Genomic DNA, 16,494 nt, shown 5'->3' with positions numbered 1-16,494 from the left:
AGCGGGCGGTGTCTTCCGGGCTGTTGGGCCCTTCCGACGAGTGAGACATTAGCGGATTCCCGGCTCCCGAGCTAATCGGGGGCCGCGTTCTTTCGAACGTGGATTCCTCATTCCGTGAATACGCACATCAGTGACATGACGGCGACAGGTCGACCGTTGTCGAGAGGTGTGGGTACGTGCGGGATGGCTGTCCGGGGACCGACCGGGGTCGGCGCTCACGTCGGACAACTCGGAGAACACTACGGACGCGGGTTCCGCGTGTCAAACCCGGGGTGGCGCCCCCCTCGTCGGCGTAGGGTGACAGGCGTGATGACGCGTACGTGCGCCCAGCTCTGGCGGGCCGCCTGACGGCGGCCGTACTCACGTGTGCACCCAACGGCCGCCGCTTCGGCGGCCGTTCTCGTATCTCCCTCCAGGAGGGGCGGCCGGCGGACAGCGGCGGTCCTGACCAGGAGGTGGAGAGATGACGCGGGTTTTCAGCGGGGTCAAGCCGACGGGGCATCTGACGCTCGGGAACTACCTGGGGGCCATGCGGCGGTGGGCGGCCGTCGACCAGCACCGGGCGGAGTCCCTGTTCTGCATCGTGGACCTGCACGCGCTGACCGTGCGGCACGACCCGGCACGGGTACGCAGGCTCAGCAGACAGGCGGCGTCGCTGCTGCTGGCGGCGGGGCTCGATCCGGAGCTGTGCACCGTGTTCGTACAGAGCCATGTCGACGAGCACGCGCGGCTGTCGTACCTGCTGGAGTGTGTGGCGACCGACGGTGAGATGCGGCGGATGATCCAGTACAAGGAGAAGGCCGCACGGGAGCGGGACCGGGCCGGGAGTGTGCGGCTGTCCCTGCTGACGTATCCCGTGCTGATGGCGGCGGACATCCTCGCGTACGGGACCGACGAGGTGCCGGTGGGGGACGATCAGGCGCAGCACGTGGAGCTGGCCCGGGACGTGGCCGTGCGGTTCAACCAGCGGTACGGGCACACGTTCGCGGTGCCTCGGGCGACGGTGCGGGCGGTGGCGGCCCGGGTGATGAACCTCCAGGACCCGGCGTCGAAGATGGGGAAGAGCGACGACGTGGGGCCGGGGATCGTCTATCTGCTGGACGAGCCGGACGTGGCGCGGAAGAAGGTCATGCGCGCCGTGACCGACTCCGGGCGGGACGTCGTGTACGACCGGGTGGAGCGGCCCGGGGTGGCGAATCTGCTGGAGATCCTCGCGGCCTGCACGGGTGGGGACCCCGCGGAGCTGAGTGGTGGATATCAGTCGTACGGCGCGTTGAAGAAGGACGCCGCGGAGGCGGTGGTCGAGGTCCTGAGGCCGGTGCGGGAGCGGCACATGGAGTTGTGCGCGGACCCCGGCCATGTGGAGGCGGTGCTGCGGGACGGTGCGGCACGGGCCCGGGCGATGGCGCGGCCGACCGTGGACGCCGCTTACCGGGCGATCGGACTGCTGCCACCGGTAGCGGCGGAGCCGGAGCCGGTGGTGAACGCCGAGCGGTAGGGGCGTGGGCACGGCCCCTCGGAGTCAGTCCTTGGTGCCGGAGGCGAGTTCGCGGCTGCGGTCGCGGGCGGCCTCCAGGGCGGCGATCAGCGCGGCGCGCACGCCGTGGTTCTCCAGCTCACGGATGGCGTTGATGGTGGTGCCCGCCGGGGAGGTGACGTTCTCGCGGAGCCGGACCGGGTGCTCGCCGCTGTCGCGGAGCATGGTGGCGGCGCCGATGGCGGACTGGACGATCAGGTCGAGCGCCTTGTCGCGGGGCAGGCCGAGGAGGATGCCGGCGTCGGTCATCGCTTCGACCAGGTAGAAGAAGTACGCCGGGCCGGAGCCGGAGAGGGCGGTGCAGGCGTCCTGCTGGGACTCGGGGACGCGGAGCGTCTTGCCGACCGCGCCGAAGATCTCCTCGGCGTGGGCGAGGTGGTCGGCGGTGGCGTGGGTGCCGGCCGAGATGACGGACATGGCCTCGTCCACGAGGGCGGGGGTGTTCGTCATGACGCGCACCACCGGGGTGCCGGCGGTGAGGCGCTCCTCGAAGAAGGAGGTGGGGATACCGGCGGCGCCGCTGATGACCAGGCGGTCGGCGGGGACGTGCGGGGCGAGTTCGTCGAGCAGGGTGCCCATGTCCTGCGGCTTGACCGTGAGGATCAGGGTGTCGGCGGTCTTGGCGGCCTCGGCGTTGGTGACGGCCGTGACTCCGTGGCGGGAGCGGAGTTCGTCCGCCCGTTCCTGACGGCGGGTGGTGACCAGGAGGTCGGCCGGGGCCCAGCCGGCCCGGATCACTCCGCTGAGCAGGGCTTCGCCGATCTTTCCGGCGCCGAGGACTGCGACTTTCTGGGCCATGGCTGCGGGTGACCTCCGGGGTGTACGTCGTCCGGTCCATCCTCGCACCGGGGGCGCCGGGTCCGCGCGGGCGTCCGGTGGGCGGGACGTCGGACGCCCGGACGGCGGTCACGGGGTGGTGGTGGCGACGAGGAGCACGACGTCGTAGACCTCTTCCACCACTTCGTCGGGGAAGACCGCGAGGAGGTGTTCGCGCTCGGCGGTGAGGAAGGCGGCGCTGCGGCGCTCGTCCTGGACCAGGAAGACCGAGTAGCTGCCGATGTTGGCCAGGTGGGTGTCGAGGGGGACGCGGCGGCGCCAGCGGATCTCGCGGCGGACCACGTCGAGGGAGCCGGCCGGGTCCCCGACGTGGGCGCCGGCCTGGCGTTTCTCGGCGGTGACGTCCAGACCGAAGTGGTGCTCGACGCGCCGGGCCGCCGCGGCGATCCAGGGGACGTCCAGTGCCTCGGTGTTCCACCAGAGGGCGAGCGCGCCGCCGGGGCGCAGTACGCGCAGTGCCTCCGGCACGGACCGGGCGGGGTCGGTCCAGTGCCAGGCCTGGGCGTAGGTGAGCAGGTCGGTGGAGTCGTCGGCGAGCGGCAGGGCGTCGCCGGTGCCGCGCACGATCGGTACCTCGGGGAGGGCGCGGTGGAAGTGGGCGGCCATGCCCTCGCCCGGTTCGACGGCGATGACGTCGGCGCCGCGGGCGTGCAGCAGGGCGGTGGCGATGCCGGTCCCGGCGCCGACGTCCGCGACGCGGGCACCCGCGAGGGGACGGCCGGTCAGTTCTTCCAGGGCGTCGAGGAGGGCGGGCGGGTAGGACGGGCGGGCGGCCGCGTACTGGGCCGCGGCGGCGTTGAAGGAGCGGGCTCTGGCCGCGTGGGCGGGGGCGGTGCGGGGAGCGGCGGGGGTGCGAGGATCTGCGGGAGTGTGGGGATCGGCGGGGGTGTGGGGTTCCGGGCGCGAGGTGGTCATACGGTCATGGTGGGGGGCGGCCGATGGCTTGGGGCCGCTCCGGTCGCTAACGGGGGCGTTTCCTCGGGTTTCCGGAGCGGCGGGAGGTGCGCTTCGCGTACTGCTCGCGGGCCGTGTCGTACTCGGCGCGGTGCAGGCTCTCGCCGGGGGCCTCGCGCAGCGAGCGGAGGAAGTAGGCGAGGAGCGTGCCGACGAAGCCGACGGCGAGCAGGCCCCGCAGGGACGCCTGGCGGTCGGGGTCGGGCCGCTTGGTGAAGCCGCCCCAGGTGTGGGCGAAGGCCAGGGCGCTGCAGGCCGCGAACATCACGATCAGCAGCAGGGAGACGAAACCGCCCACGTCGGCGATCTGAAGGCCCTGGTAGGCGACGCGCAGGACGAGGCAGGCGGCGGCCGCCGCGGCGAGCGAGCCGGCCGCGACGCCGATCCGGCGCCCGGTGTAGCCGTGGTCGTGGTGCAGCCAGGTCGTGCCGAAGAACCGGAGGGGCTCCGGGCGGGGGCCGGCGGTGGGTGCGGAGCCCGCGGGGGCGTCCGGGGTGCCGTTCGTACCGTTCTCAGCGCTCACGGTTCGATTATGGCCTCGGACGTGCCGCGGGCTCCGGGTGGGCTCGGCCGCGGTCAGGAGCAGCGCGGGCGGACGTAGCCGTCGCTGCCCGTCTGGATGTAGGCGTCCGAGACGTACTCGCCGCTGTCGATGCTGTCCCAGATGTTCGAGGTGCCGTAGGGCCCCGTCACACGGGTGCCCGGGGTCTGGCAGTTGATGAGGACCTTGGCGCCCTCGGGCAGGACACGTACGACGGTGTAGCCGGTGCCGGGACCGCTGCGGACGTTGAGCCGGTGGCCCGGTGCGACCGCGTAGTAGCGCAGGGCCGAGGCGGACATCGCCACCGATGCCGTGGTGGCGGTCTCTTTCCCGGTGCCGTCACCGGTGTCCGTGAGCTGGTCGACAGACATATGGACATCTCCCCCGTCGGACCCCACGACTGCCGTGGGGCAACGTCGATTCCCCTGGAATCCCCCCGGGGAATACGAGTCCACGACTCGCACGCGGAGGCTAGCAAGCCGCTTCGGTCTCGTACGCACCATCGACTAGGCTCCGAGCGTCGCGCGCCGAGGAACGACACGGGGGTGGTCCCATGGCGCCACAGCGGAACGCCGGAGCGGGTGGGGAAGCGGAACTTCCTGAGTACGCCGGTCACTACCGTCTCGACTCCTTCCTGGGATCGGGCGGCATGGGGGTCGTCCATCTGGCCCGGTCCACCTCGGGCATGAAGGTCGCGGTGAAGGTCGTCCATGCCGAGTTCGCGAAGGACCCCGAGTTCAGGGGACGGTTCCGGCAGGAGGTGGCGGCGGCGCGGCGGGTGAGCGGTGCCTTCACCGCGCCGGTCGTGGACGCCGATCCGGACGCCTCGCGGCCCTGGATGGCCACGCTGTTCATCCCCGGTCCGACCCTCTCGGAGCAGGTCAAGCGGAACGGCCCCATGGACCACGGGCAGGTGCGGCGGCTGATGGCCGGGCTCGCGGAGGCGCTGCGCGACATCCACCGGGTCGGGGTCGTCCACCGCGATCTGAAGCCGAGCAACGTGCTGCTCGCCGAGGACGGGCCGAAGGTCATCGACTTCGGCATCTCCCGGCCCAAGGACAGTGAACTGCGCACCGAGACCGGCAAGTTGATCGGTACGCCGCCGTTCATGGCGCCCGAGCAGTTCCGGCGCCCGCGGGAGGTGGGCCCCGCGGCCGACGTCTTCGCGCTCGGATCCCTCATGGTCCACGCGTCGACCGGACGCGGCCCCTTCGACTCCGACAGTCCGTACGTCGTCGCCTACCAGGTCGTGCACGACGAACCCGACCTGACCGGCGTGCCGGAGACGCTCGCGCCGCTGGTGCGGCGGTGTCTGGCCAAGGAGCCCGGGGAGCGGCCCACGCCGGACGAGCTGATGCGGCTGCTGCGGTCGGTGGCGGCGTCGTACGACACGCAGGCGTTCATACCGGCGCAGCGGGCGACACCGCAGGCCCCGCCGGAGTCGCCGGAGTCGTCAGAGACCTCGGAGTCATCGGGGTCCTCGGCGTCCTCGGCGTCGTGGCCGGGCGCGGATGATGCCGGGCGGCGGTCGCGGGGGCGTCCGGCGCGCCCGGTCCGGCCGGGCCGGCGGGCGGTCCTCGGGGCCGGGGTGCTCGCCCTCACCGTGCTCGGCACGCTCTTCTCGGTTCACGTCGTCGGCGGCTCTGAACCGGTCGTGGAGGACACCGTCCCGCAGGCCGCCGCCGAGCGCTTCGGCGGGTGGCGGACGGCACTCGCCGCGAAGGGGGGCGCACCGCAGTGCTCTTACGGCGCGGGCCGGCTGCTGTGCGCCCAGGGTGCGGAGGTGTTCGCCCTCGACCCCTCGGACGGCCGGCTGCTGTGGCGGCGGGCCGTGCGGACGCCGGGGAGCGAAGCGCCGGCCGTGGCGGGCACCCTGGTCCAGCCCTCCCTGGACCGGAGCGGTGGTCTGGAGGCGCTCGACCCCGCCTCGGGCGAGCCGTCGTGGCAGCGGGACGTGCCCGAGTACGCGGGGCTGCGTCCCGTGGGCGGCACGCTGCTGCTCACCGGCGCCGACGGGGAGGTGACCGGCCTGGACGGTGCGTCGGGCGAGACCGAGTGGTCGCACCGGATACCGGGACAGGCCATGCCGTACTTCTCCGCGTTCCCCGGGGAGCCGCTGGCGTACACGGCGAGTCCCTCGGACGACGGGACGCGTACGCGGGTCGCGGCGGTGGATCCGGGGACCGGTGAGGTGCGCTGGGACGCGGACCTTGACGGGACGCTGAAGATCTTCGGCGCGGCGGACGGGTCCGTCTACTTCCTCTCCGTCGACGCGGTCTACGGGGACACGGAGGCCGTCGTCCGCTACACCCCGGCCGGCGGGGCCGTCCGCCGGGTGGCGCTGCCCGTGCCGCTCGCGCAGGCGCACGGCGGCGTGCACGGGGACTCGGTGTATCTGATGGGCGCCGGTGGTTCGCTGCGGGCCGTCGACCTGGCGGGCGGGAAGCAGCGGTGGAGCCTGGAGACGGGGCTGAACCGGGGCTCGGCGCCCGTCTCCGACGGCCGTCAGGTGTACGTCACCGGCCCGGACGGGCGGCTGCTCGGCGTCGACGCCCGCGCGGGCCGGCTCCTCGGGCAGACACCGCCGCGGCTGGGGACCGACTCCGACCGCGTGCCCGCGTCGCTGCCGGCGCCGGTGCTCGCGGACGGCCGGGTGTACGCCGGCGCGCCCGACGGGAGTGTGTTCGGGGTGGACGGGCGGGACCCGGCCGCCTGGTAGCGGTACCGGGGCCCGGTGATCGGTGTCCGGCGTGTCCGGTGCGTCCGGAGCCCGGTCAGCCCAGCTTGCTGACGTCCCGCACGGCGCCCTTGTCCGCGCTGGTCGCCATGGCCGCGTAGGCGCGGAGGGCCGCGGAGACCTTGCGTTCGCGGTTCTTCGGGGCGTACACGCCGTTCAGGGCCTGCTCGCGGCGGGCCAGCTCGGCGTCGTCGACCAGCAGGTCGATCGTGCGGTTCGGGATGTCGATGCGGATACGGTCGCCGTCCGCCACGAGGGCGATGGTGCCGCCGGAGGCCGCCTCGGGGCTGGCGTGGCCGATGGAGAGGCCGGAGGTGCCGCCGGAGAAACGGCCGTCGGTGACGAGTGCGCAGGTCTTGCCCAGGCCCCGCCCCTTCAGGAACGACGTCGGGTAGAGCATCTCCTGCATACCGGGGCCGCCCTTGGGACCCTCGTAGCGGATCACCACGACGTCGCCGTCCTTGATCTGCTTGTTCAGGATCTTCTCGACGGCCTCCTCCTGGGACTCGCAGACGACCGCGGGGCCCTCGAAGGTCCAGATGGACTCGTCGACGCCGGCCGTCTTCACCACACAGCCGTCGACCGCCAGGTTGCCCTTGAGGACCGCCAGGCCGCCGTCCTTGGAGTAGGCGTGCTCGGCGGAGCGGATGCAGCCACCCTCGGCGTCCACGTCCAGCGCCTCCCAGCGCTCGGACTGGGAGAACGCCTCGGCGGAGCGGACGCAGCCGGGGGCCGCGTGCCACAGTTCGACCGCCTCGGGCGACGGGGAGCCGCCGCGCACGTCCCAGGTCTTCAGCCAGTCCGCCAGGGACGGGCTGTGGACCGCGTGCACGCCCTCGTCGAGCAGACCCGCGCGGTGCAGTTCGCCGAGGAGGGCCGGGATGCCGCCGGCCCGGTGCACGTCCTCCATGTAGTACGTACGGTCCTTGGCGACGTTCGGCGCGACCTTGGCGAGGCAGGGGACCCGGCGGGAGACGGCGTTGATCTCGTCCAGGCCGAACGGGGCGCCGGCCTCCTGGGCCGCCGCCAGCAGGTGCAGGATCGTGTTGGTGGAGCCGCCCATCGCGATGTCCAGGGCCATCGCGTTCTCGAACGCCGCGATGGTGGCGACATTGCGGGGCAGGACCGTCTCGTCGTCCTGCTCGTAGTAACGGCGGGTGATGTCCATCACCGTGCGGGCCGCGTCCTGGTACAGCCCCTTGCGGGCCGTGTGGGTGGCGAGGATCGAGCCGTTGCCGGGCAGCGAGAGGCCGATGGCCTCGGTGAGGCAGTTCATCGAGTTGGCGGTGAACATGCCGGAACAACTGCCGCAGGTCGGGCAGGCGTTCTCCTCGATGCGGAGGATGTCCTCGTCCGAGATCTTGTCGTTCACCGCGTCGGAGATCGCGTCGACCAGGTCGAGCGTGCGGACCGTGCCGTCGACCAGGGTGGCGCGGCCGGACTCCATGGGGCCGCCGGAGACGAAGACCGTCGGGATGTTCAGGCGCAGGGCCGCCATCAGCATGCCGGGCGTGATCTTGTCGCAGTTGGAGATGCAGATCAGGGCGTCGGCGCAGTGCGCCTCGACCATGTACTCCACGCTGTCCGCGATCAGGTCGCGGGAGGGCAGCGAGTACAGCATGCCGCCGTGGCCCATCGCGATGCCGTCGTCGACGGCGATGGTGTTGAACTCGCGCGGGATGCCGCCGGCCTCGGTGATCGCCTCGCTGACGATCCGGCCGACCGGCTGCAGGTGGGTGTGGCCCGGCACGAACTCCGTGAAGCTGTTGGCGACCGCGATGATCGGCTTCCGGCCGATGTCCGCACCGGGTACACCGGAGGCGCGCATAAGGGCGCGGGCGCCCGCCATGTTGCGGCCGTGGGTGACTGTGCGGGACCTCAGCTCGGGCATCGTCGGTCGCTCCTTCGAGAAGTTTCCGCCGGGCCCGGAGAGGGCACCGGCGGGATTCTGGCTGTCTTCGAGCGTACGCCGGTCATCCAGGGACCGGGACAGGGTGTCCGAATTGCGGGATGCCTGTCTCGCGGGGCGCACCGGGGCCCACCGCGCCGGGGGATCGCCTCAGGGGCCGGTTCAGGGGCCTGGTTCAGGAACCCGGTTCAGGGGCTGGGTTCAGGAACTGGTCAGGAACTGGTTCAGGAACTGGTGCGCGGCACCCTCGTGGCCGAGGCCAGGTGCAGGCGGGTGAAGGCGAGCGCCTCGGCCAGGTCGGCCTCCCGCTCGGCGCTCGACATGGCCCGGCGGGTGTTGACCTCGATCACGACGTGGCCGTCGAACCCGGTCACCGCCAGTCGCTCCAGCAGCTCGGCGCAGGGCTGGGTGCCGCGACCGGGGACGAGGTGCTCGTCCTTGGCCGAGCCCCGCCCGTCGGCGAGGTGGACGTGACCGAGGCGGTCGGCCATGCGGTCGACCATGTCGAGGGCGTCCGTGCGGGCCGTCGCGGTGTGGCTGAGGTCGATCGTGAAGTGCCGGTAGTCGTCCTTGGTGACGTCCCAGTCGGGGGCGTACGCCAGCATCTCGCGGTCGCGATAGCGCCAGGGGTACATGTTCTCGACGGCGAACCGCACGTCCGTCTCGTCCGCCATGCGCCAGACGCCGCGGACGAAGTCACGCGCGTACTGGCGCTGCCAGCGGAACGGCGGGTGGACGACGACGGCACTGGCGCCGAGCTTCTCGGCGGCGGCGCGGGCGCGCTGGAGCTTGGTCCAGGGGTCGGTGGACCAGACGCGCTGCGTGATGAGCAGGCAGGGGGCGTGCACCGCCAGGATCGGTACCTGGTGGTAGTCGCTGAGTCTGCGCAGTGCGTCGATGTCCTGGCTGACGGGATCGGTCCACACCATGACCTCGACCCCGTCGTAGCCGAGACGGGCGGCGATCTCGAAGGCCGTGGCCGTGGACTCCGGGTAGACCGAGGCCGTGGACAGGGCGACCTTCGCATCCGTGATGCGCGTGTGGGGCTCTGCCATGGGGGACAGGTTACGGGGTGCGGTTGGGGCGGTGCGGGGCGCCGGGGGGCCGTTGTGGTGTTCGCCATAGGCGGGGGCGAGTACGTCCCCCTCCCCGCTCAGCCATGGCCCATGTGGTCCAGCCTGCGGAGGATCACGCCCTCTCGCAGGGCCCAGGGGCAGATCTCCAGGCTTTCGACGCCGAAGAGGTCCATCGTCGCCTCGGCCACGAGCGCGCCGGCCACCAGTTGGCCGGCCCTGCCCTCCGAGACGCCGGGCAGCTCGGCGCGCTGGGCCGTGGTCATCCCGGCCAGCCGGGGCACCCAGTCCTCCAGGGAGGCCCGTTTCACCTCGCGCTGGACGTACAGGCCCTCGGCGGAGCGGGCGGCGCCGGTGATGCGGGCGAGCTGCTTGAAGGTCTTGGACGTGGCGACCACGTGGTCGGGGGCGCCGAGGCGGCTGAACTCGCCGACCGTACCGGCTATCTCGGCCCGTACCCGCCGGCGCAGGGCCCGTACGTCGTCGGGGTCCGGCGGGTCGCCGGGCAGCAGGGACGCGGTCAGGCGACCCGCGCCGAGCGGCAGGGACGCGACGGTGTCGGGCTCCTCGTCCATGCCGTAGGCGATCTCCAGGGAGCCGCCGCCGATGTCGAGGACGAGCAGCCTGCCCGCGGACCAGCCGAACCAGCGGCGGGCGGCGAGGAAGGTGAGCCGCGCCTCCTCCGCGCCACTGAGGACCTGCAGCTCCACGCCGGTCTCGGCGCGCACCCGCGTGAGGACGTCGTCGGCGTTCCTGGCCTCGCGCACGGCGGAGGTGGCGAACGGCAGCAGCTCCACGACGCCCTTGTCCTCGGCGGCCTGGAGCGCCCGGTGGACGACCGCCACCAGCCGGTCGACGCCGTCGGAGCCGATCGATCCGTCCTCGTCGAGGAGTTGGGCGAGCCGCAGTTCCGCCTTGTGCGAGTGGGCGGGCAGCGGGCGGGCGCCCGGGTGTGCGTCCACCACCAGCAGATGCACCGTGTTCGAACCCACGTCGAGGACACCGAGTCTCATGGACGGAACGCTACTGCCAGTACGGCCGCCGCAAGCCCCCGGAACGGGTACGGAACGCGGGCCGGGGACGGTAGGGGGAGCGGCGGTGGGCGACTTACCCTGGACGGGTGCCAAAGACGAAAAAGGCGAAAGACGAAAAGTCGGCCAAGAAGGACAAGACAGGCAAGGCGGGCAGGTTGGCCAAGGATCTCCTGCGGGGTGACGAGAAGGGGCTCGACTTCGCGCGCGCGTGGGTGGAGTTCCCGGACCCGGCCGACGACGAGCAGGTCTTCCGCTGCGATCTGACCTGGCTGACCTCTCGCTGGAACTGCATCTTCGGCAGCGGCTGCCAGGGCATCCAGCCGGGGCGCGCGGCGGACGGCTGCTGCTCGCTGGGCGCCCACTTCTCCGACGAGGACGACGAGCGGCGGGTGGCCGGGCATGTGGCCAGGCTCACCCCGGACATCTGGCAGCACCACGCCGAGGGCACCGAGCACGGCTGGACCTCGGAGGACGACGAGGGCTCCCGGCAGACCCGCCCCTTCGAGGGCTCCTGCGTCTTCCAGAACCGGCCCGGCTTCGCCGGCGGCGCGGGCTGCTCGCTGCACATCCTCGCCCTGCGGGAGGGCCGCGAGCCGCTGGAGACCAAGCCGGACGTGTGCTGGCAGCTCCCGGTGCGACGGACGTACGAGTGGATCGACCGGCCCGACGACACGCGCGTGCTGCAGGTGTCGATCGGGGAGTACGACCGGCGGGGCTGGGGACCGGGCGGTCACGACCTGCACTGGTGGTGCACCTCGGCGACCTCCGCGCACGGCGCCGGCGATCCGGTCTACGTCTCCTACCGCCCCGAGCTGACCGAGTTGATGGGCAAGGCCGGCTACGACCGGCTGGTCGAGCTGTGCGAGGAGCGGCTGGCCTCGCAACTGCCGCTGCTGGCACCGCATCCGGCCGACCCGGAGCGGCCTGCGGGGCTGTAGGGCTGNGCTGTAGGGCTCTAGGGCTCTAGGGCTCTAGGGCTCTAGGGCTCTAGGGCTCTAGGGCTGTAGGGCTGTAGGGCTGTAGGGCTCTAGCAAGGCGCCCGCCGAGCCGGGCCGGCGTCGAGGGCGCCGGGTGCCGGTCCCGGCGGGCCGGGTGCCCGGTGCCGGCTACCGCGCGGCCGGGCCCGGGCCGCCGGTGTCGCCGGGTGGTGGTGACGAGCCGCCCGTGCCGGTCGGGGACGGGACGGTGGGCGTCGGGTGGGGGTCCGTCGGGGTCGGCGTCCCGCTCGGGACGGCGGTCGGCGGCACCGAGGTCGTCGGGGTCGGGTCCGGGCCGGACGGGGACGGGATGCCGGGGCGGCTCGGACGGGGGGCCGGACGGGAGGGGCCGGGCGCGGTGCCGTAGCCGTCGATGGTGACGACGGCGCCGACGGGCGCGAGGGCCACCCGCGCCGTCCAGCGGCCGGACGGCTCGCGCAGGTGGTCGACGTGGACGCGGACCGTCAGCGTCTCGCCGGGGCCCAGGGTGCCTGCGTACTGACTCAGGTAGAGCCAGGGGGCGGTGGTGGACGCGGACCACCGCACCGGGGAGCGGCCGGTGGCGGCCAGTGTGATGAGCGTGGTGTCGCCGCGGTGACCGGCGGACACCTCCAGCCGGCCGGCGTCCCGGCCGGCTCCCGCGACGCCCAGGACCTCCACGGAGACGTCCGGCCCGCCGGTCCGGTCGCCGCGCGTGGCACCGGCGTTGCCCGCGTTCTCGTAACCGCCGTTCCCGCCCGCCGGACCGTCCTCGGCGTGGGTCTCGCCGGCGCTGGCCGGGCGGCCGTCCTCGGCCTCGCCCACCGGGGTGCCCCGGTAGGCCGCCCACAGGGCGAGCACCGGGGCCGCGACGACGGTGGCGACGACGGTGGTGGTGACGGCACGCGCGCGCAGGCGGTCGCGCCGGGCGGCACGGTCCTTGGGGTCCATCGGGAAGCCGCGCTGGTCGAGGCGGGGGGCGGCGCCCCTAGTGCGCGGGTGGTGTGCCATGAGCACGCGCAGCGCCGCGCGCGGGGCCGGGAGGACGGGCAGCTCGGCGGGGGTGACGCTGGTGCCGGGCCAGTGGCCGGGGATCGCGTGCTCGGCCGTACGGCGGCAGCGCGGGCAGTCGTCGACGTGCCGGACCAGTTCCCGCCGGAGCGGCGCGCTCAGCACCACTTCGTGGCCGCCGGTCAGGCGGGTGACGCCGGGGCAGGTGCCGGTCTCCGCGACGGCGAGGGCAGCGCGGGTGCGTTCGACCTCGCAGGCGGCGGAGGCGAGCAGTTCGCGGGCGGCGGGCGGCTCCATGCCGAGGACGGCGGCGACCTCGTGGGCGGTGAGGTGGTGGCGCACGGCGAGTTCGAGGGCCTCGCGCTGCTCCGGGGTGGTGCCGGCCGCCTCCGGCCAGGCGAGCAGGGACAGTTCGCGGCGGCGCTCGCGCCGGACCTCCGGGGGGACGGGCGGGCCGTGATCGCCGGTCTCGGCGCCGGTGCCGGTACCGAGACCACCGGCACCGGTACCGGTGGTCTCGGTGTCGCCGCGGTCCTCGACCGGGCGGCCCGCCGCGTGGCTGCTCCGCCGTTTCCGCTTGGCCTCCGCCAGCTTGCGCAGACACGCCCAGCGGGCCAGTGCGTACAGCCAGGCCCTGCGGTCGCCGGGGGCCTCCGGGCCGCGGCCGCCGCGACGCTCGGCGAGCGCGAGGACGTCACCGAGGGCGGCGGTCGCGGCGTCGTGGTCGCACAGCGCGGACAGGCAGTAGGTGAACAGGCCGTCCAGGTGGGGCTCGTAGCGCGCGTGCGATGAAAGCGACGAGCGCGACGAGTGCGCCAGCGTGCGCGCCGCGCCGCGGTCACGCGCTTCCCGGTGCGCCCGGTGCGTCCGGTGGGTTCCGGTCGTGCGGGTCGAGGTCTGCGGACTGCTGCTCATCCGGCGACCGTAGGCGGCCGCGAAGGGCGGAAACGGGCACCTTGAGCAGTTTTAATCCATACGGGTGAAACGATCCCTCAATCGGGGACGGGAACCTTCCGTTCCGGTGCGGCGGAGCAGGGCGAATGGCCGGGACCGGACGGCGGATGGCCGGTACGGGCACGCGCCCTGCGCCCCCGCCGAGCCCATGGGACGGGCCGCGGCGGGCGCGCCGAGCCCGTAGGACAGGCCGCGGCGGGCGCGTGGGACAGGCCGCGGCGGACCCGTTGTCAGTGGGGGCCGCTACGGTTTCGGACATGGCTGCCCGTACCAAGACCACCAAGGACCGTCCGTCCTACCGCTGCACCGAGTGCGGCTGGCAGACGGCCAAGTGGCTCGGCCGCTGCGCCGAGTGCCAGGCGTGGGGCACGGTCGAGGAGTACGGCGCGCCCGCGGTGCGCACGACGGCCCCGGGCCGCGTCACCACCTCCGCGCTGCCCATCGGCCAGGTCGACGGCCGCCAGGCCACCGCCCGCTCCACCGGCGTGCCCGAGCTGGACCGGGTGCTGGGCGGCGGGCTGGTGCCCGGCGCGGTGGTGCTCCTGGCGGGCGAGCCCGGCGTGGGCAAGTCCACGCTGCTGCTGGACGTGGCGGCCAAGGCGGCCGACGACGAGCACCGGACCCTCTATGTCACGGGCGAGGAGTCGGCGAGCCAGGTCCGGCTGCGCGCCGACCGCATCGGCGCCATCGACGACCACCTGTACCTCGCGGCCGAGACCGACCTCGCCGCGGTCCTCGGTCATCTGGACGCGGTGCGGCCGTCCCTGCTGATCCTGGACTCGGTGCAGACCATCGCCTCGCCCGAGATCGACGGCGCCCCCGGCGGCATGGCGCAGGTGCGGGAGGTGGCGGGCGCCCTGATCCGCGCCTCCAAGGAACGCGGCATGTCCACGCTGCTGGTGGGCCATGTCACCAAGGACGGCGCGATCGCCGGTCCCCGTCTCCTCGAACACCTGGTGGACGTCGTCCTGAGCTTCGAGGGCGACCGGCACGCGCGCCTCAGGCTGGTGCGCGGCGTCAAGAACCGGTACGGCGCGACCGACGAGGTCGGCTGCTTCGAACTGCACGACGAGGGCATCGTCGGGCTCGCCGACCCCAGCGGCCTGTTCCTGACCCGTCGCGCCGAGGCGGTCCCCGGCACCTGTCTGACCGTCACCCTGGAGGGCCGCCGCCCGCTCGTCGCCGAGGTCCAGGCGCTCACCGTCGACTCGCAGATCCCCTCCCCCCGGCGCACCACGTCCGGTCTGGAGACCTCCCGGGTCTCGATGATGCTGGCCGTGCTGGAGCAGCGCGGCCGCATCAGCGCCCTGGGCAAGCGGGACATCTACTCCGCGACGGTCGGCGGCGTGAAGCTCTCCGAGCCCGCCGCCGACCTGGCCATCGCCCTCGCGCTGGCGAGCGCGGCCAGCGACACCCCGCTGCCGAAGAACCTGGTGGCGATCGGCGAGGTGGGGCTCGCGGGCGAGGTGAGACGGGTCACGGGCGTGCAGCGCCGGCTCTCCGAGGCGCACCGCCTGGGCTTCACGCACGCCCTGGTACCGGGCGATCCGGGGAAGGTCCCGGCCGGTATGAAGGTTCAGGAAGTGGCGGACATAGGGGACGCTCTGCGGGTCCTTCCGCGGTCCCGTCGTCGAGAGGCCCCCCGGGAGGCGGAGGAGCGCCGGTAGACTTTGCCCAGGTCTCGCCCGTCCGTACGAACCGAGTGCGCGAAACGGGGGCGCCCAGAACCTGCGACCGGAGGAGTGCAGTGGCAGCCAACGACCGGGCAGCAGCTCCCGGAAAATCCGGTGGGAGTGCCGGTGCCGATGGCCTGATGCGCGCCTCTCTGAGCGCTGTGGCGCCCGGCACACTCCTGCGCGACGGCCTGGAGAGGGTCCTGCGCGGCAACACCGGCGGACTGATGGTGCTGGGCTCCGACAAGACCGTCGAGTCGATGTGCACCGGCGGTTTCGTCCTCGACGTCGAGTTCACCGCGACCCGGCTGCGCGAGCTGTGCAAGCTCGACGGCGGCATCGTGCTGTCCTCGGACCTGTCGAAGATCCTGCGCGCGGGCGTGCAGCTCCTTCCGGACCCCACCATCCCCACGGAGGAGACCGGCACCCGGCACCGCACCGCGGACCGGGTGAGCAAGCAGGTCGGCTTCCCCGTCGTCTCCGTCTCGCAGTCGATGCGGCTCATCGCGCTCTACGTCGACGGCCAGCGCCGCGTCCTGGAGGACTCGGCGGCGATCCTCTCCCGCGCCAACCAGGCCCTGGCCACCCTGGAGCGGTACAAGCTCCGTCTCGACGAGGTGGCCGGCACGCTCTCCGCGCTGGAGATCGAGGACCTGGTCACCGTCCGGGACGTCTCCGCGGTCGCCCAGCGCCTGGAAATGGTGCGCCGCATCGCCACCGAGATCGCCGAGTACGTGGTGGAGCTGGGCACGGACGGCCGGCTGCTCGCGCTCCAGTTGGACGAACTGATCGCGGGCGTGGAGCCGGAGCGCGAGCTGGTGGTGCGGGACTACGTGCCCGAGCCGACCGCGAAGCGCTCCCGCACGGTCGACGAGGCTTTGGCCGAGCTGGACAAGCTCAGCCACGCCGAACTGCTGGAACTGGCCACGGTCGCCCGGGCACTGGGTTACACCGGCTCGCCCGAGACCCTGGACTCGGCGGTGTCGCCGCGCGGGTTCCGGCTGCTGGCGAAGGTGCCGAGGCTGCCGGGCGCGATCATCGACCGGCTGGTGGAGCACTTCGGCGGCCTGCAGAAGCTGCTCGCCGCCAGCGTCGACGACCTCCAGACGGTGGACGGCGTCGGCGAGGCCCGCGCCCGCAGCGTCCGGGAGGGTCTGTCGCGCCTGGCGGAGAGTTCCATCCTGGAGCGCTACGTCTGAGCCGGCCCGGCCCGGCGGCCCCGCCCGGCGGCCCCACCCGGGGCCCCACCCGCCTCCAGTCGCGAGGGAGCGGTGGTCC

The 16,494-nt window shown here is 73.3% G+C and carries 13 protein-coding genes; 5 read left to right on the top strand and 8 right to left on the bottom strand.

Annotated features, from left to right (window positions below; genetic code table 11):
• Nucleotides 1-463 precede the first annotated feature (463 nt).
• Nucleotides 464-1,498: a tryptophan--tRNA ligase gene (gene trpS / locus ABEB00_RS35330; RefSeq protein ID WP_345624831.1), complete on the top strand. Its 1,035-nt coding sequence runs from the start codon at nt 464-466 to the stop codon at nt 1,496-1,498.
• A gap of 24 nt (nt 1,499-1,522) precedes the next feature.
• Here trpS and proC read toward each other — a convergent pair whose 3' ends face one another.
• The 4 genes from proC to ABEB00_RS35310 form a co-directional block, all read right to left on the bottom strand.
• Nucleotides 1,523-2,335 (bottom strand): pyrroline-5-carboxylate reductase, encoded by an 813-nt coding sequence (gene proC / locus ABEB00_RS35325; protein ID WP_345624830.1) that lies wholly within the window; start codon nt 2,333-2,335, stop codon nt 1,523-1,525.
• Between the two features lie 108 nt (nt 2,336-2,443).
• Complete coding sequence (locus ABEB00_RS35320; protein WP_345624829.1) at nt 2,444-3,289, bottom strand: class I SAM-dependent methyltransferase; 846 nt, start codon at nt 3,287-3,289, stop codon at nt 2,444-2,446.
• A 46-nt stretch (nt 3,290-3,335) separates the two neighbouring features.
• Nucleotides 3,336-3,851 carry an EamA/RhaT family transporter gene (locus ABEB00_RS35315; RefSeq protein WP_345624828.1) on the bottom strand — a complete coding sequence of 172 codons (516 nt, stop codon included), beginning with the start codon at nt 3,849-3,851 and terminating at the stop codon, nt 3,336-3,338.
• 53 nt (nt 3,852-3,904) lie between these two features.
• Nucleotides 3,905-4,240 carry an SH3 domain-containing protein gene (locus ABEB00_RS35310; RefSeq protein WP_345624827.1) on the bottom strand — a complete coding sequence of 112 codons (336 nt, stop codon included), beginning with the start codon at nt 4,238-4,240 and terminating at the stop codon, nt 3,905-3,907.
• A 182-nt stretch (nt 4,241-4,422) separates the two neighbouring features.
• On the opposite strand from ABEB00_RS35310, the gene ABEB00_RS35305 reads away from it, so the two are divergent.
• Nucleotides 4,423-6,588 (top strand): protein kinase domain-containing protein, encoded by a 2,166-nt coding sequence (locus tag ABEB00_RS35305; RefSeq protein ID WP_345624826.1) that lies wholly within the window; start codon nt 4,423-4,425, stop codon nt 6,586-6,588.
• 55 nt (nt 6,589-6,643) lie between these two features.
• Here the strand turns inward: ABEB00_RS35305 and ilvD are convergent, their stop codons facing one another.
• The 3 genes from ilvD to ABEB00_RS35290 all read right to left on the bottom strand — a co-directional run bounded on the left by ilvD (nt 6,644) and on the right by ABEB00_RS35290 (nt 10,601).
• Complete coding sequence (ilvD, locus tag ABEB00_RS35300; protein ID WP_345624825.1) at nt 6,644-8,497, bottom strand: dihydroxy-acid dehydratase; 1,854 nt, start codon at nt 8,495-8,497, stop codon at nt 6,644-6,646.
• Nucleotides 8,498-8,739: 242 nt separating this feature from the next.
• Nucleotides 8,740-9,570, bottom strand: a complete 831-nt coding sequence (locus tag ABEB00_RS35295) for a sugar phosphate isomerase/epimerase family protein (protein WP_345624824.1) — start codon at nt 9,568-9,570, stop codon at nt 8,740-8,742.
• A 98-nt stretch (nt 9,571-9,668) separates the two neighbouring features.
• The gene (locus ABEB00_RS35290; protein ID WP_345624823.1) at nt 9,669-10,601 is read right to left on the bottom strand and encodes a Ppx/GppA family phosphatase; all 933 of its coding nucleotides are present in this window, start codon (nt 10,599-10,601) and stop codon (nt 9,669-9,671) included.
• Between the two features lie 107 nt (nt 10,602-10,708).
• Between ABEB00_RS35290 and ABEB00_RS35285 the strand changes: the two genes are divergently transcribed.
• Nucleotides 10,709-11,560 carry a DUF3109 family protein gene (locus tag ABEB00_RS35285; RefSeq protein ID WP_345624822.1) on the top strand — a complete coding sequence of 284 codons (852 nt, stop codon included), beginning with the start codon at nt 10,709-10,711 and terminating at the stop codon, nt 11,558-11,560.
• A 168-nt stretch (nt 11,561-11,728) separates the two neighbouring features.
• Here ABEB00_RS35285 and ABEB00_RS35280 read toward each other — a convergent pair whose 3' ends face one another.
• Nucleotides 11,729-13,504 carry a hypothetical protein gene (locus ABEB00_RS35280; protein ID WP_345624821.1) on the bottom strand — a complete coding sequence of 592 codons (1,776 nt, stop codon included), beginning with the start codon at nt 13,502-13,504 and terminating at the stop codon, nt 11,729-11,731.
• A gap of 296 nt (nt 13,505-13,800) precedes the next feature.
• Here ABEB00_RS35280 and radA point away from each other — a divergent pair, with 296 nt between their 5' ends.
• Complete coding sequence (gene radA, locus ABEB00_RS35275; protein WP_345624820.1) at nt 13,801-15,210, top strand: DNA repair protein RadA; 1,410 nt, start codon at nt 13,801-13,803, stop codon at nt 15,208-15,210.
• An 80-nt stretch (nt 15,211-15,290) separates the two neighbouring features.
• Nucleotides 15,291-16,415: a DNA integrity scanning diadenylate cyclase DisA gene (disA, locus tag ABEB00_RS35270; protein WP_345624819.1), complete on the top strand. Its 1,125-nt coding sequence runs from the start codon at nt 15,291-15,293 to the stop codon at nt 16,413-16,415.
• Nucleotides 16,416-16,494 lie beyond the last annotated feature (79 nt).

The organism is Streptomyces ziwulingensis, from assembly GCF_039542605.1.
GTDB classification, from domain to species: Bacteria; Actinomycetota; Actinomycetes; order Streptomycetales; family Streptomycetaceae; genus Streptomyces; species Streptomyces ziwulingensis.
This window is presented reverse-complemented; position numbering and strand designations above follow the sequence as displayed.

Coding starts and splice junctions, on each gene's coding strand:
- radA (WP_345624820.1), top strand. CDS start 13,801: ATGGCTGCCCGTACCAAGACCACCAAGGACCGTCCGTCCTACCGCTGC.
- ABEB00_RS35280 (WP_345624821.1), bottom strand. CDS start 13,504: ATGAGCAGCAGTCCGCAGACCTCGACCCGCACGACCGGAACCCACCGG.
- ABEB00_RS35320 (WP_345624829.1), bottom strand. CDS start 3,289: ATGACCACCTCGCGCCCGGAACCCCACACCCCCGCCGATCCCCACACT.
- ilvD (WP_345624825.1), bottom strand. CDS start 8,497: ATGCCCGAGCTGAGGTCCCGCACAGTCACCCACGGCCGCAACATGGCG.
- ABEB00_RS35295 (WP_345624824.1), bottom strand. CDS start 9,570: ATGGCAGAGCCCCACACGCGCATCACGGATGCGAAGGTCGCCCTGTCC.
- ABEB00_RS35290 (WP_345624823.1), bottom strand. CDS start 10,601: ATGAGACTCGGTGTCCTCGACGTGGGTTCGAACACGGTGCATCTGCTG.
- ABEB00_RS35305 (WP_345624826.1), top strand. CDS start 4,423: ATGGCGCCACAGCGGAACGCCGGAGCGGGTGGGGAAGCGGAACTTCCT.
- ABEB00_RS35310 (WP_345624827.1), bottom strand. CDS start 4,240: ATGTCTGTCGACCAGCTCACGGACACCGGTGACGGCACCGGGAAAGAG.
- proC (WP_345624830.1), bottom strand. CDS start 2,335: ATGGCCCAGAAAGTCGCAGTCCTCGGCGCCGGAAAGATCGGCGAAGCC.
- trpS (WP_345624831.1), top strand. CDS start 464: ATGACGCGGGTTTTCAGCGGGGTCAAGCCGACGGGGCATCTGACGCTC.